This window comes from Flavobacterium sp. B183 (genome assembly GCF_023539155.1).
Taxonomy (GTDB): domain Bacteria; phylum Bacteroidota; class Bacteroidia; order Flavobacteriales; family Flavobacteriaceae; genus Flavobacterium; species Flavobacterium tructae.
Window position 1 is genome coordinate 1,650,791 of record NZ_CP097434.1, and the last position, 15,700, is coordinate 1,666,490.

Annotated in this window: 9 protein-coding genes; 6 read left to right on the forward strand and 3 right to left on the reverse strand. The window is 37.8% G+C overall.

The features are described from left to right. Window positions 1–50: 50 nt before the first annotated feature. Window positions 51–629, forward strand: coding sequence for an outer membrane beta-barrel protein (locus M4I44_RS07470; protein WP_017497267.1), 579 nt, complete (start codon window positions 51–53; stop codon window positions 627–629). A 294-nt stretch (window positions 630–923) separates the two neighbouring features. On the opposite strand, the gene metE is transcribed toward M4I44_RS07470, so the two are convergent. Beyond that, the gene (gene metE / locus M4I44_RS07475; RefSeq protein ID WP_249966942.1) at window positions 924–3,248 is read right to left on the reverse strand and encodes a 5-methyltetrahydropteroyltriglutamate--homocysteine S-methyltransferase; all 2,325 of its coding nucleotides are present in this window, start codon (window positions 3,246–3,248) and stop codon (window positions 924–926) included. Window positions 3,249–3,405: 157 nt separating this feature from the next. On the opposite strand from metE, the gene M4I44_RS07480 reads away from it, so the two are divergent. Next, window positions 3,406–3,867: an Lrp/AsnC family transcriptional regulator gene (locus M4I44_RS07480; protein WP_017497264.1), complete on the forward strand. Its 462-nt coding sequence runs from the start codon at window positions 3,406–3,408 to the stop codon at window positions 3,865–3,867. 261 nt (window positions 3,868–4,128) lie between these two features. Then, entirely contained in the window at window positions 4,129–5,475 is a 1,347-nt protein-coding gene (locus M4I44_RS07485) for a deoxyguanosinetriphosphate triphosphohydrolase (RefSeq protein ID WP_017497263.1), read from the forward strand. Between the two features lie 95 nt (window positions 5,476–5,570). Here M4I44_RS07485 and M4I44_RS07490 read toward each other — a convergent pair whose 3' ends face one another. Further along, window positions 5,571–6,572, reverse strand: coding sequence for a DUF3078 domain-containing protein (locus M4I44_RS07490; protein WP_249966943.1), 1,002 nt, complete (start codon window positions 6,570–6,572; stop codon window positions 5,571–5,573). Between the two features lie 31 nt (window positions 6,573–6,603). After that, window positions 6,604–8,391: a 1-deoxy-D-xylulose-5-phosphate synthase gene (locus M4I44_RS07495; protein WP_249966944.1), complete on the reverse strand. Its 1,788-nt coding sequence runs from the start codon at window positions 8,389–8,391 to the stop codon at window positions 6,604–6,606. 247 nt (window positions 8,392–8,638) lie between these two features. On the opposite strand from M4I44_RS07495, the gene M4I44_RS07500 reads away from it, so the two are divergent. The 3 genes from M4I44_RS07500 to M4I44_RS07510 all read left to right on the forward strand — a co-directional run bounded on the left by M4I44_RS07500 (window position 8,639) and on the right by M4I44_RS07510 (window position 15,664). Continuing rightward, window positions 8,639–9,082 (forward strand): nucleoside deaminase, encoded by a 444-nt coding sequence (locus tag M4I44_RS07500; protein WP_017497260.1) that lies wholly within the window; start codon window positions 8,639–8,641, stop codon window positions 9,080–9,082. Window positions 9,083–9,094: 12 nt separating this feature from the next. Beyond that, on the forward strand, window positions 9,095–9,727 hold the full coding sequence (locus tag M4I44_RS07505) for a hypothetical protein (protein ID WP_249966945.1): 633 nt from the start codon (window positions 9,095–9,097) through the stop codon (window positions 9,725–9,727). Between the two features lie 267 nt (window positions 9,728–9,994). Further along, the gene (locus tag M4I44_RS07510) at window positions 9,995–15,664 is read left to right on the forward strand and encodes an alpha-2-macroglobulin (RefSeq protein WP_249966946.1); all 5,670 of its coding nucleotides are present in this window, start codon (window positions 9,995–9,997) and stop codon (window positions 15,662–15,664) included. Window positions 15,665–15,700 lie beyond the last annotated feature (36 nt).

A 15,700-nucleotide genomic window follows, 5' to 3' on the forward strand; every position in this document is an offset into this window, starting at 1 on the left:
GTTACGGCATCGTTCTTGTTAAAGGGATATCAAATTTAAAATAATTTATAATGAAAAAAATGTTGGTGGTTCTTGCATTAGCTATGGTTAGCTTTGCAAACGCACAAAAAGGAACAATCTTAGTTGGTGGTGGTATTGGTTACACTTCTCAAACCAGAACTTTAGGAAACAATGAGGTTAAAACGAATGAATTTGATTTTTCTCCAAAAGTAGGTTACCAATTTCACGACAACTGGACTGTAGGGGGTGAGGCTTCTTTTGGTTCTAGCAAAACTGAGCAAGGAGTAAATGAAGTGAAAAACAACACTACTAAATTAGGTGCATTTTTACGTTACACTATGCCATTAAACCAAACTTTCGCTTTCTTCGCTGAATTAGGAACAGGTTTTCAAAGTGCAAAAGACAAAACGTACACTGGACCAATGACTTCAACTGCTAAAGCTGACGGTATGTACATTGGTATTACACCAGCTCTTTTCATCGACATGAAAAAAGGTTTTGGTTTAAACTTTAACATTGGTGGTTTAGGGTACAACACTTTAAACTATGATAACAATGGACCAGAAGTTAAAAACTTCAATTTTAATTTTGGTAGAACATTTAACATTGGAGTTTCTAAAAACTTCTAATCTTAAATAGTATTCAATTTCAGAAAAGCATCCGCCACGGCGGGTGCTTTTTTTGTTTACGGACTATCTTATGAAAATTAAAATTTGTTGTTTAGCCCCGATAGAAGTGATATCCTTTTGTGGCGGGGTTCGCCATAAAAGATATAACGGATAGCGGGACTGAAGGTCTTTTGAGAAAAAATCTTCTGCTGCTAAAAAAAAATGCCAACCATAGCGAAGTCGAAAAAAATCAAAACTACAAGAGTTTCGGCTTCGCCAGTTGGCACTAAAAAAACAAAATATATTCAAATAAAATTAAAAAGTAGCGGTGTTTTCAACTGCTGCTCTCATTTCCTGGGCTGCGTTAACCATCTCGATCAAAGCCTTTTTGGTTTCGTCCCAATGACGGGTTTTTAAGCCGCAATCAGGATTTACCCACAATTGATCCGCAGGAATAACCGCAGCTGCTTTTTCTAACAAATGAACCATTTCGGTACTTGAAGGGACACGTGGAGAGTGAATGTCGTAAACTCCCGGTCCAATTTCGTTTGGATATTTAAAGTTGGCAAAAGCATCTAAAAGTTCCATTTGCGAGCGCGAGCATTCAATCGTGATCACGTCGGCATCCATATCGGCAATGTTTTGGATAATATCGTTGAATTCGCTGTAACACATGTGGGTGTGAATTTGCGTGTCGTCGTTAACACCACTTGCAGAAATACGGAATGCTTTTACAGCCCAATCCAGGTAATTGGCCCATTCCTCTTTTCGTAAAGGAAGACCTTCGCGAATGGCAGGCTCATCAATCTGAATGATTTTGATTCCGGCTTTTTCCAGATCAACAACTTCATCACGAATGGCTAAAGCAATCTGCGTACAGGTCACAGAACGAGGCTGATCGTTACGTACAAAAGACCATTGCAAAATAGTAACCGGTCCGGTAAGCATTCCTTTTACCCATTTTGGCGTCAGAGATTGTGCGTATTGCGACCATTTTACCGTCATAGGGTTTGGTCTTGAAACATCGCCGTAAATAACGGGAGGTTTCACGCAACGACTTCCGTAACTCTGTACCCAGCCATTTTTGGTAAAAGTAAAACCGGACAATTGTTCTCCAAAGTATTCCACCATGTCATTACGCTCAAATTCTCCGTGAACCAGAACGTCAATTCCTGTTTCTTCCTGAAAACGAATCGTAGCTTCAGTTTCTTTTTCGATTAAATCGTTGTATTGTTCTGTTGTTAATTCTCCTTTTTTAAATTTCGCTCTCCAGCTTCTCACTTCAGCAGTTTGAGGAAAAGATCCAATGGTGGTGGTCGGGAATAAAGGCAGGTTTAAAGCTTCAATCTGACTTTTTCTTCGAACAGCAAAAGTGCTTTTACGTTGGTCATCCGAAGTCGTAATTCCGGCAACACGCGTTTTTACGTCGTCATTATGAATTAATGCTGATGTTTTACGGTTGTTGTTGGCAATCACATTTTGTTCATAATCAATAGAGTTTTTAACGTCAATTTCATTAGAAGCGAATTGTTTCAACAAAACGACTTCATTGATTTTTTGTTTGGCAAAAGCAAGCCATTGTTTGATTTCAGGAGTCAGTGTTGCATCATTGGTTTCTAAATCTAAATCACACGGACTGTGAATTAACGAGCAGGATGGGGCAACCAGAATTCTGTTTTCTCCCAAAGCAGCAGTAGCTTTTTTGATTAGTTCCAGAGAATTTCTGAAATCATTTTTCCAGATGTTTCTTCCGTCAATCACACCTAAGGAAAGATTCGCGGTAGGAGCTAATTGACCTGATTCTAAAATATCATCTAATTGAGAAGGACAGCGCACTAAATCCAGATGAAAAGTATCCACCGGAAGAGCTAGTGCTGTAGCAAGATTTTCTCCAAAACAATCAAAATAGTTCGCCAGAACGATTTTAATTTTAGGGAAATTTTGGTGGATTTCATTGTATACTTTTGTGAAGGTGCTTCTTTCCTTATCTGTTAAGTTTAACGCCAGGAAAGGTTCGTCGAGCTGAATATACTCAGCACCTTCTTCTTGTAGTTTTTCGAAAATCTCAAAATACACAGGAAGCAGTTTGTCGATAAGATCAATGCGGTGAAAACCTTCTTCTTTTTCTTTTCCTAAAAGCAAATAAGAAACAGGTCCGATTAGTACAGGTTTTGTAGCAATCTGCAAGGCATTTGCTTCCTTAAATTCATTGATAATCTTCTCCGAAAACAATTCAAATTTTTGATTTTTTGTGAACTCAGGAACAATATAATGGTAGTTGGTATCGAACCATTTGGTCATTTCCATAGCTACAACATCCTGACCGTCTTTTTGTGCACCTCTTGCCATAGCAAAATACAAATCGATTGAAGTATTTGTTTTTGCCAGCTCGTGGTAACGTTCCGGAATTGCACCAACCGTAAGCGTTAGATCCAAAACCTGATCATAAAACGAAAAATCATTAGACGGAATCAAATCTACTCCGGCTTCAGCTTGTAACTGCCAGTTTTTTCGACGAATGTCTTTTCCGGTTTCGATTAATTCATCTGCAGAAATTTTCCCTGCCCAGTACAACTCACTGGCTTTTTTTAGTTCTCTGTTGCTACCAATTCTTGGGTATCCTAAGTTGTTTGTTTTCATTTTTGATTCAGTATTTTTTACGGTACAAATGTATTGTATTGGTTTTTATAACTTATATTTGAAGATTATTTCAGTAAAATGTGTTTTAAAAAGGATGTTTTAAAGATTATATTACTGATTATTTATTGTAAGAATAACTTTAGCCGTAAAAAAAACTATGGAAGACTTAGATAAAACCGATTTATTGATCCTGAAATACCTGCAGGAAAACTCTAACATCAATACAAAAGACCTCGCCAGTAAATTATTTTTAACCGTAACTCCCGTTTATGAGCGTATAAAAAGACTAGAACGTGACGGATATATCACTAAATATGTAGCGTTGCTGGACAAGAAAAAGATGAATCGCGGAATGACGGTTTTTTGTAATGTGCGTTTAAAAGAACATGCCAGAAATGTAGGGAGCAATTTTGTAAAAGATATTGTAGCTCTTCCCGAAATTATAGAATGTTATAATATCGCCGGTGATTATGATTTTATGCTCAAGATTCTGGTTCAGGACATGGCCAGTTACCAGGATTTTGTAATGAACAAATTGTCAACGATTGAAAACATCGGTAATACTAACAGTATTTTTGTAATGGGAGAAATCAAACACAGTACTGCGCTGGAGTTTTGATGCTGGTGGTTTGGTTTTGCCACAGATTTTACAGATTTTTTTTAAATTGATTGTTGGATTTTTTGCCACAGATTCCCCTAATTATTTCGTTTAGATTAATTCGTGAATTCGTGGCGAATAAAGTATTTAATCTTTTAAATCAAATTAATCTGTGGCCTCTTTTATTCTATTAAATCCTAAAATAAAACGTATTTTTGACGTTAGATCGGAAAATCTAAAATCTAAAATCTAAAATCTAAAATCTGAAACCTAAATTTGAAAATGAACTGGGAACAACTTTTATCACTCAAACGCCAAGGCGATACCAGCAAAAGATTACGTGTAGAACAGGACGATACCCGCTTGGGTTTTGAAGTTGATTATGACAGAATAATCTTTTCGGCGGCATTTCGCTCTTTACAGGATAAGACACAAGTTATTCCGCTTTCGAAAACCGATTTTGTGCATACCAGATTGACACACAGTTTAGAAGTTTCGGTAGTTGGACGTTCACTAGGGCGTTTGGTTGGAAAAAAAATCATCGAAAAATATCCTCATCTAAAAGAAGTTCACGGGTATCATATGAACGATTTTGGAGCTATAGTAGCTGCGGCTTCTCTGGCGCATGATATAGGAAACCCTCCCTTTGGACATTCAGGAGAAAAAGCAATTGGAGAGTATTTTTCGATCGGAAACGGTTTAAAATACAAAGACCAGTTAACTCCAAAACAATGGCAGGATTTAATTGATTTCGAGGGAAATGCCAATGGATTTTCGGTGCTTACGGCAAGTCGTCCGGGAATTGAGGGAGGACTTCGAATTTCCTATGCTACCCTTGGCGCTTTTATGAAATATCCGAAAGAAAGTTTGCCTAAAAAGCCTACCCAAAATATCGCTGACAAAAAATACGGTTTCTTTCAGAGCGACAAATCTTTTTTTGAAGAAGTTGCTAAGGATATGGGCATGATTGTCAATAAAACAGGAGACGATATTGGTTTCGAAAGACATCCTTTGGCCTATTTGGTGGAAGCAGCCGATGATATCTGCTATACCATTATTGACTTTGAAGACGGTATAAATCTGGGATTGGTCTCAGAAGATTATGCCTTAGAATACTTAATCAAACTGGTGAAAGATAACATAGGAGTAGCCAAATACAAGACTTTAACAACAAAAGAAGACCGAATTAGTTATTTACGTGCCTTGGCTATCGGAACATTGATAAATGACGCTGTAAATGTTTTTGTTGAAAACGAAGAAGCTATTTTGGCCGGGAAATTTCCTTTTGCTTTAACAGATAAGAGTAAATACAAAGCGCAAATGGATGATATTATCAAACTAAGTGTTGATAAAATCTACCAAAGCCGTGAGGTCGTTGAAAAAGAAATTGTAGGCTATCAGATTATTCAAACCCTGTTGGATAAATTTATAACTGCTTTCAACAACAAATACGAAGGAACTGCTTCAAACTACGATAAACTGCTTTTGAAAATGCTGCCTGAAAAACATCACTTAGAGAAAACCAATTTATACGAACGTTTGTTGCATATCTGTCATTACGTTTCTTTGCTAACAGACGGGAATGCACTGGAGTTGTTTGAAACCATAAATGGCAGAAAAAATAAATAACACACTAAGTTGTAGAGTGTAATTGACAAGAAAATTTAGCACATAGAAACATAGATTCTATGCGTTAAAATGAATTACTCCAACGTTTTAATATTTTATTGAAAAGCATATACGAGACCCACGCCTAAGACTTGTCTTAGCTGGGCTCTTGGTCCGTTGTTAACTTGCGAAGTCGCTCCGGTAGCAGGATCCCAAAAGTCTTTTTTGGTTTTGATATCATCATCGTACACCAGGTGTACGCCAATATTTGCTTTTACATAAGCATTTACTACAAGGTCCAGACGGGTATCATAATCTACGTCAACGTTTCCAAATTTGTTTAGATAATCGGTATACAAACTCAATCGGTTTTCGTAGAAGATGTTTTTGTAAATCTCGGTTTTCATGTATCCGGTAAGCAGAATACCAAATTCGGCTTTTACCTTCTGCCCGTTTTCAACTAAAATTTTAGAATTCGGATCCATTGGATCTACTATGTAAGTCGCTTTTCGCACACCAAAAGATCCTTGATTTGCTAAAGCCTGATCCAGAACCAAAGTGGTTTTTAAGGTTATTGGAGAGAAATATAAGGTTCGGTTTTTCTTTTTATCTGAATTTTCAGCTCCGGCTCCAAGGAAGACATAAGCTGGTGCAAAAGGTCTGGAGATCGCAACATCTTTGTTAGGATAATTGTATCCGTCAGTAAATTGAGTATTGAAATTAAATTTGGCCGAGTAGTACCAATTTGAGATCGTATCTTTTCTAAAGCCGTAAGTCGAATTGAATAGAAAAGCATCATCAGTTTTTCGGAGTTCAGTACCGTCTTGCTGGTTTAGACCGTACTTTATAATAAGTTCATTGGCCCATTTGTGATTTCCTCTAATATAAGTTCGGTTAAATTCACCTTTAAAAAGTCCGGAGATCGAGCTTGTTCCCCCCGCACTCCAGTTCACAAAAGCAATTTCGGAAATGTCAAAGCCCAGTTGATTTTTTTTGGTCCAGTTTGATGGAGGTGCAGGTAATTCGCCAGGATCCAAAGTCGTTTGTATAATTTGAGCAAAGTTATTTGAAGTACACAAAAGCAGCAAAAGCAAAAGGGTAGAACGCAATAATTTCATTGTGATTTTATTTTTTGACAGCGCAAAATAATTATTTTGTATCGTTTGAAAAAAGATTTATTAAACTTTTAACGTCAATTTTACACAATTGTTGTAACTGATTAACCGTTCCATGCTCTATAAACGTGTCCGGAATACCCAAAACTTCGATGGTATTTTTGAAATTATGTGAGGCTGCAAACTCTAAAATGGCGCTTCCAAAACCACCGTTTACAGTACCGTCTTCGACCGTAATTATCTTCCCAAAACTTGTGAAAACATCTATTAAGGTATTGGTGTCTAGTGGTTTAATGAAAGGAAAATCGTAGTGAGCAATGGTTGCGGAATTGTGAGATTCGTTTATTGCTTCGATCACATTATTTCCAATTGTTCCGGTAGACAAAACGGCTGTTTTTGTTCCCTTTTTTAAGCAGGTTGCGGGGCCAATTTCAATTTTTTTATAATGTCCGAAATTTTCTACTTCCCAATTTGATATAACGCCGCGGCCTCTTGGATATCGAATGGCGATGGGATGATTTAATCCCAATTGTGCCGTATATAAAATGTTCTGTAAGGCAATTTCGTTGAGGGGAGCGTAAATAATTAGGTTCGGAATCGCACGCAAATAAGCAATGTCAAAAACACCATGATGTGTCGCACCGTCTTCGCCTACCAAGCCTGCACGATCCAGACAAAAGATAACGGGTAAGTTTTGCAGTGCAACATCGTGAATGACCTGATCGTAAGCACGCTGTAAAAAAGTCGAATAAATATTGCAGTAGACCGTCATTCCCTGCGTAACCATTCCTGCAGCAAGTGTTACCGCATGCTGTTCGGCTATTCCCACGTCAAAAGCGCGTTCGGGAATCTCATCCATCATAAATTTAAGAGAACTTCCGGATGGCATTGCCGGAGTAATTCCGATGATTTTTTCGTTCTTTTTGGCTAAATCTAAGATCGTCAGACCAAAAACATCCTGATATTTAGGAGGTAAATTTTCTTCTGATTTAGAATAAAGTTCTCCGGTTGAAGCATCAAATTTTCCCGGAGCATGATATTTTACCTGATTTTCTTCTGCCTGCTGTAAACCTTTTCCTTTTGTGGTTACAATATGTAGAAATTTAGGCCCTTTTATCTTCTTTAAACGATTGAGTTCTTTGATTAAGGCAGGAAGATCATGACCGTCAATTGGTCCCGAATAATCGAAGTTTAACGACTTGATGATGTTATTCTGTTTCGGATTTTTCCCGTTTTTAACAGCTGTTAAATATTTTTTTAAAGCCCCTACGCTTGGGTCAATCCCGATAGCATTATCGTTTAGAATCACCAAAAGATTAGCATCTGTAACCCCGGCATGATTTAAACCTTCAAAAGCCATTCCTGAAGCAATCGACGCATCACCAATTACGGCTATATGCTGTTTGTCGAAATCGCCTTTAATTTTTGAAGCAATGGCCATTCCAAGTGCCGCCGAAATAGAAGTGGAGGAATGCCCTACACCAAAGGTGTCATAAACACTTTCGCTTCTTTTAGGAAAACCGGAAATACCTTCAAGCTGTCTGTTCGTATGAAAAATTTCCCTTCTTTCGGTTAGGATTTTATGTCCGTAAGCCTGATGTCCAACATCCCAAACCAATAAATCGTCAGGAGTATTAAACACATAATGAAGTGCAATGGTCAATTCGATTACACCCAGACTGGAGCCTAAATGCCCTTCTTTAACCGAAACAACATCAATAATAAAATCGCGTAATTCCTGTGCAACCTGAGAAAGCTGCGCTTCAGTTAATAAGCGTAAATCAGCGGGATTGTATATGTTGGAGAGTAAGTTGCTTTTCATTGTAAGGTAAAAAGCAAATTTACGGTTTTAAATTTAATTATTGTTTTTTGAATGTTTAGCACGAACTTTAAATAGGGGAGTTTTATAGAAATGAGGCAATTAATAACGTTAATTGCCTCAAAAAATCGCTATTGATGAGGCGATTAATTTTATTGAACTAACTTCTATGGAAAAAGCTAAGTTTTGATTAACGCTTTCTTGACTTTAACTCAGGGGAAATTATTTCAAAAAAACTATTTTTGCACTTATGATAAATCCCTTCACCGACGAGTATTTTATGAAAAAAGCTTTGCAGGAAGCTGAAATGGCTTTTGAAAAAGGCGAAATTCCTGTTGGAGCAATCATTGTAGTTGCCGATAAAATTATTGCAAGAAGCCATAATCTGACCGAATTATTAAATGACGTTACGGCTCATGCAGAAATGCAGGCGATAACCGCTGCAGCCAATTTCTTAGGTGGAAAATACCTCAAAGACTGTACGTTATATGTTACCCTCGAACCTTGCCAAATGTGTGCTGGGGCTTTGTATTGGAGTCAGATTTCAAAAATTGTTTTTGGTGCTCGCGATGAACATCGGGGTTTCATGACCATGGGAACCCAGTTACACCCAAAAACAACTGTGGTTTCCGGAGTGATGGCCAATGAAGCTGCGGATTTAATGAAACGCTTTTTTGTAGAGAGAAGGAAATAATTGCTGTAAATCATGACCAATTTCTCAACCATAAAAAAACTATATCACATCACTGAATCTAATGGTTTTGCAGATAGTGAAATGGAGGTAGTTAAAAGTATCTTTGGAGCACTTCCGCAGGTATTTGTTGATTATTATGCGGAATTGGGTAAAATTCAAAACCTAAACCATACACAGGATTTATTAATCGTACCGGAGCGTTTTCAATATTATAAACACAATGATTATTTGATATTTTATTCTGAAAATCAAAAGGCTTGCGTTTGGGGGATTCATAAAGAGGATTTGTCAAAATCTGATCCACCGGTATACATGAGCGAAGACGAGAAAGACTGGAATCTGGAAACGGAAACGTTAAGTGATTTTTTTACTGCAATGGCTTTTCTTCAGGCAGGTTTTGCTTTAAAGTTCCCTGGTAATACATTTTATGAATTGGAAGAAGATGAATTGAATTTCGTTCGTGCAAACTTCAGAAATAAAGGATTCTCTTTTAAACAATGGCTTGGAGGAATAAATTTTTATGGTAATTATGATGATGATGTAGTCATAGTGCAGGCAGGGAATCAACTGTTTTATGCCGCAGACACAAAAGAACATTTTGTTGCATTGGACAAAGCATTGTCCGGACTTGGAACAGAATTGTAAAAAGGGGATAGTTTAAAAAGAGGACTTCCTGAAGTAACAAAAAAGGAAAGAATTAACCCGAAATAGTCTCTGAGAATGCTGTAAATCATTTTTGCCCTTAAGAGCATTTAAATATTTTACCTTGGAGAATTTTCCTCATAAAAGATTTAGAAAAATACATTATATTTATGCAATATAATTGACAAACCACTAGTTTATTTACATAGCGGTAGAAGCTAAAGTACACTGTCAATTTCCAAATTCGTAAACCTGTAATTCTAAATAAAAGTGAAAGTAAAAGGACTATTTCTCGTGTTTTGTACGTTTTTTATTTTTCAATCCTGTGGCCGCAAATCAGCAGCCGATTTCAATTCCGATTTTTCATTATTCAAAGAATACATTGTTAGTTTTACGGGAGGTATCGTCTCTTCGGAATCTGATATTAGAGTTGTTTTGGCTTTTGATAAAAAAGAATGGAAAGTGAATCAGGAATTAGACGACGATTTATTTGATATCTCGCCAAATGTACACGGAAAAGTAGTAGCACTCTCCACCAATACGATTGCTTTTATTCCGGAGAAAAAACTGGAAGCAGGAACAGAATATCAGGTGACTTTAAATTTAGATAAGCTGATCACCATTCCAAAGGAAAAAGAGAAGGAACTTTCAAAGTTCAACTTTACCGTTAAAACCATCAAACAGGATTTTACTATTAATACGGAGGATATTCAATCGTATAGTAAAGATTACCAGTATCTGAACTGCGTTTTAAAAACGGCTGATAATATGGATGTTGAAACAGCTAAAAAGTTAGTTACAGCCAATCAGAACGGGAAAGAGGTTAAAATTAAATTTGAAAAACAAACGGGAACAGCTAAAGAGTTCCGTTTCAAAATTGATAGTATTCAGCGGTTTTTAGAAGCTTCGAATCTGGAAATTGCATACGACGGAAGTGATTTTGATATTGAGCAGAAAGGGCAATTGGATTATCCAATTACAGGTGTGAACGAATTTAAAATTGTAAAAGTAGATATTCCGGAAGGGAACAATCAGTCCCTTTTAATTAATTTCTCGGAACCTTTAGAAAAAGGGCAGGATTTTAAAGGATTGGTCTCTATTCAGAATACAAACAATTTAAAATTTTCGACTCAGGGGAATGTCCTGAAAGTATATTTTAGCAATACAGCCCCGGAGAAAAAAGAAGTTCCGGCAGTGGCAGAAGAAAGTACAGATTTAGCAGTTGATTCGTCAGCAGTTGTAGTTGATTCTGCGGCAGTTGTTACGGATAGTAGTGCTGTGGTAGTGGTTCAGAACGAGGAAGAGACTCAGGAACCGGAACCAGTTTTATCGGGAGAATTGTTACTCGAAGTTTTTCAGGGAATTGAAAGTCAGTACGGCAAAAAGATGGACGCCAATTATACCGAGAAAATCAATTTTGACCAAATAAAACCTAACGTTCGATTCGTTAAAAACGGAACGATTCTGCCAAGTTCAAACAACCTGAAATTGAATTTTGAAGCAGTTAATCTAAGTGCGGTTGATGTAAAGGTGTATAAAATTTACAAGAACAATATTCTTCAGTTTTTGCAGTATAATGAACTGAACGGAAGTCAGAATCTCAAGAAAGTGGCGCAACCCATTGCCAAAACCACACTGAATTTAGTCGAAAGCAAACTGATAAATCCGGCTAAGTGGAACACCTTTGCTCTCGATTTATCTAAAATCATTACGCCGGAACCAGGGGCAATTTACCGTGTGGAATTTGTTTACAAAAAGAAATATTCGCTTTATAAATGTGAAACCTCCGAAGAGAGTTCGGAGGAAGAGGAGGAGGAAGTAGATGAAAATGATGTGAACTACAGTAGCAATTCATACGACGATTACTATTATGACGATTACGACTGGAGAGAAAGTCAGGATCCTTGTACAGGATCGTACTACTATAATGCCAGAATTGCGACAAATATCTTAGCAACTGATTTAGGGGTTATAGCCAAAAGAGGCGAAAATAAATCATATCTCTTTGCAGTCAATAATATCGTAACCACAGAGCCGGTTTCAAATGCGAGAGTGGATCTGTACACCTTTCAACAGCAGAAAATTGCAACTGCTGCAACAAGCAGCGAAGGAATTGCTGCGTTTCAACTCAATAAGTTTGCCTACTTTGCTATTGTTACTTTAGGAGATCAGTCTACTTATGTGAAGTTGGATGACGGTTATTCGTTATCGGTAAGTAATTTTGATGTTGCGGGTGAAACTTTGCAAAAAGGCTTAAAAGGATTTATCTACGGTGAGCGTGGTGTTTGGCGTCCGGGAGATAACGTGTATTTGTCCTTTATCTTAAACGATGCGTCGAATAAACTTCCAAAATCACACCCGATTAAATTTAGATTAAACGATCCGAATGGTAAAACAACGTATCAGACAATTCAGAAAACAAACGACCTGAATCATTACAGTTTTATCGTTCCAACTAGTGCCGACGCGCCAACGGGAAATTGGGAAGCAATGATAAGTGTGGGTGGTGCCAAGTTTTACAAAAGCATTAAAATCGAAACGATTAAACCGAATCGTTTAAAAATTAAGAATAATTTCTCCAGAAAAACATTATCATCCTCTTATCCAAATACCAGTACACTTGAAGTGACCTGGCTTCATGGTGCCATTGCAAAAAATCTGAATGTAGAAATGCAGGCAAAATTTTCGCAGCAGACGACTACATTTAAAGGATATGAGAAGTTTAATTTTGACGATTTGGTGCGTCAGTTTAGTTCAGAAGAAATTAATATTTTCTCCGGAAAATTAAATGAGAACGGAAAAGCATCGGTTGATATCCATCCAAAACTACAAGGGCAGGCTCCCGGTATGTTGCGTGCCGCCTTCATCACAAAAGTATATGAAGAAGGAGGTGATTTTAGTACGGATGTTATTTCGACGACTTATTCACCCTACAAAACTTATGTTGGGATAAAAGCACCGGAACCTAACAAATATGGAATGTTGGAAACCAGAACAAACAACCGTTTTGATATTGTTACCGTGGATGAAAATGGAAGGCCAAAATCAGTGAGAAATCTCGAGGTAAAAGTGTATAAAGTAGATTGGCGCTGGTGGTGGGACGCTTCCAGTGATAACCTTTCAAATTATAACTCATCAGATGCGACCACTTCTTATAAATCTTTTGTGATCAATACAGATTCCAGCGGAAAAGGAAGTATTCAGTTTTCTTTAACCGATGAAGAATGGGGACGCTATTTGATACGTGTTGCCGATCACACAGACGGACACGCAACTGCTTTAACCGTAAATATTGACTGGCCAATCTGGTCCGGAAAAACCCGTAACAGAGATGCATCTACAGCCAATATGCTGGTATTCTCTACCGATAAGAAAAATTATGCTGTAGGCGAAAAAGCACAGATATCTTTTCCTTCCAGTGAAGGAGGCCGCGCTTTGATTTCGATCGAAAACGGTTCAAAAGTGGTGCAGACCATCTGGGCCAAAACAAAACAGGGAGAAACTAAAGTCGAAATTCCGATTACAGCAGCAATGGCACCAAATGTATATTTTAACATCACACTCTTGCAGCCACACGCTTCAACTAAAAACGATTCACCTATTCGTATGTATGGAATCGTTCCGATAGAAGTGGTGGATAAAAACACCATTCTGGCGCCGACCCTCTCCATGCCGGATGTTTTAAAACCGGAGCAGACTTTTACCGTAAAAGTGGGAGAGAAAACCGGAAAAGAAATGACGTACACTATTGCAGTTGTAGATGAAGGACTTTTAGATTTAACCCGTTTTAAAACACCAAATGCCTGGGACAGTTTTTATGTTCGTGAAGCCTTAGGAGTTAAAACCTGGGATATTTATGATGATGTGATCGGAGCATACGGAGGAAAAATAAATCAAATCTTCAGTATTGGTGGAGATCAGGATTTAGGTGGCGGTAAAGCCAAAAAAGCCAACCGATTTAAACCAGTAGTGTTGTACTACGGACCATTCAAATTAGAAAAAGGTCAAACGAAAGCACATCAGCTAAAACTGCCTAAATACATAGGTTCCGTTCGTACGATGGTCGTTGCTGGTGATGCGAATACAAGTGCCTACGGAAGTGTTGAAAAAGCAACACCGGTTAAAAGTCCGTTGATGGTATTGGCTTCATTACCTCGAAAAATATCGCCTTCAGAAAAAGTAACTATTCCGGTAACCGTTTTTGCTACCGAAAAGAATATTAAGAAGGTAACGATTCAGCTTAGAACAAGCGGTGGATTAAAAGTAATGGGAAGTGCTGCTCAAAGTCTGAGTTTTGCCCAACCTGACGAAAAAATGGCCTACTTTAATCTGGTAGTAGGTTCTGCTACCGGAATTGGAAAAGTGCAGGTAATTGCGACATCAGGAAAAGAGAAATCAGTATATGATGTAGAAATTGATATGACCAATCCTAATCCGGTTACAAATACGTATACGGATGTTGTTTTACCTCCAAATAGTACCAAAACCATTACCTGGAAAACTTTTGGAGTTTCCGGAAGCAATAAAGCCAGACTGGAAGTTTCCTCAATGCCAACCATCAATCTTAATGGAAGACTGCAATACCTCATTCAGTATCCGCATGGCTGTGTCGAGCAAACCACTTCGTCTGTTTTTCCACAGTTGTTTTTAAGCGATATTGTTGATTTGGATAATACCCGAAAAGGAATCATTCAAAAGAATATAACGGCCGGAATTAGCAAGTTAGGAAGTTTTCAATTGCCATCAGGTGGTTTAACGTATTGGCAGGGAAGTACCACTGCCGATGATTGGGGGTCTTCTTATGCCGGACATTTCCTGATTGAAGCAGAGAAAAAAGGGTATGTTTTACCGATTAACTTCAAATCAAAATGGATTTCTTATCAGCAAAGAGAAGCCAAACAATGGCGTTTTGAACCTAAATACGGTAATGATCTTGCTCAGGCTTACCGATTGTATACGCTGGCGCTGGCAGGCAATGCCGATTTGTCTTCGATGAACAGATTGCGCGAAACAAAAGGCATTTCAAACGAAAGTAGGCTTCGTCTGGCTGCTGCTTATGTTTTAGCCGGACAAAAATCGGCAGGACAAAATTTATTATTACGCACCAGTATTGACAACGAGTCCAGCGAGTACAATTATTACTATTATGGATCAAGCGAGAGAAACAGAGCGATGGCTTTAGAAACGATGCTGCTTTTAGGACAAAACCAAAAAGCATTCACTATGGCTTCTAAACTGGCTAAAGAAATGTCGACCAATCAATGGATGAGCACACAAACAACTGCTTATTGCCTGTATGCTATGTCTAAATTTGCTGCGAGCAACGGACCTAAAGGAATTAATCTTCAATTCAGCAAAAATGGAAAAGGCGAAACTATAAATACGCAAAAAACAATTGCCGACAGAAGTTTAACAGTTCAGACGGGTGCCAATAGTGTTGTCCTGAAGAATCTTAAAAATAACACAGTTTACGTTAGAGTTTTAAATACCGGAATATTACCAATCGGACAGGAAAATGCGATTCAGAGTGATGTTTCTGCGAATATTGTTTTCAAAAATAGAAAAGGAAGTGTTATTAATGTTTCGAAAATCAGTCAGGGAACTGAATTTGTTGCAGAAGTTACGGTTAGAAACCAAAGAAATGAAAGCATTCAGAATGTGGCACTGTCACAAATCTTGCCTTCAGGATTTGAAATCGTAAATACCCGTTTCACAGACTACGGTGACGCAACCAATAATATTGCAGACTATATTGATATTCGCGACGACAGAACCAACTTCTATTTTGGAATGAAATCCAGAGAGACCAAAGTATTCAGAATTTTGTTAAATGCATCCTATTTAGGGAATTATTATTTACCGGGATTGCAGTGCGAAGCGATGTACGACAACACCTTCCTGGCCAGAACAAAAGGATTCTGGGTTGAGGTTGTGAAATAAATTATTGGTTATGGATTTTTCGCCACGATTCGTGCG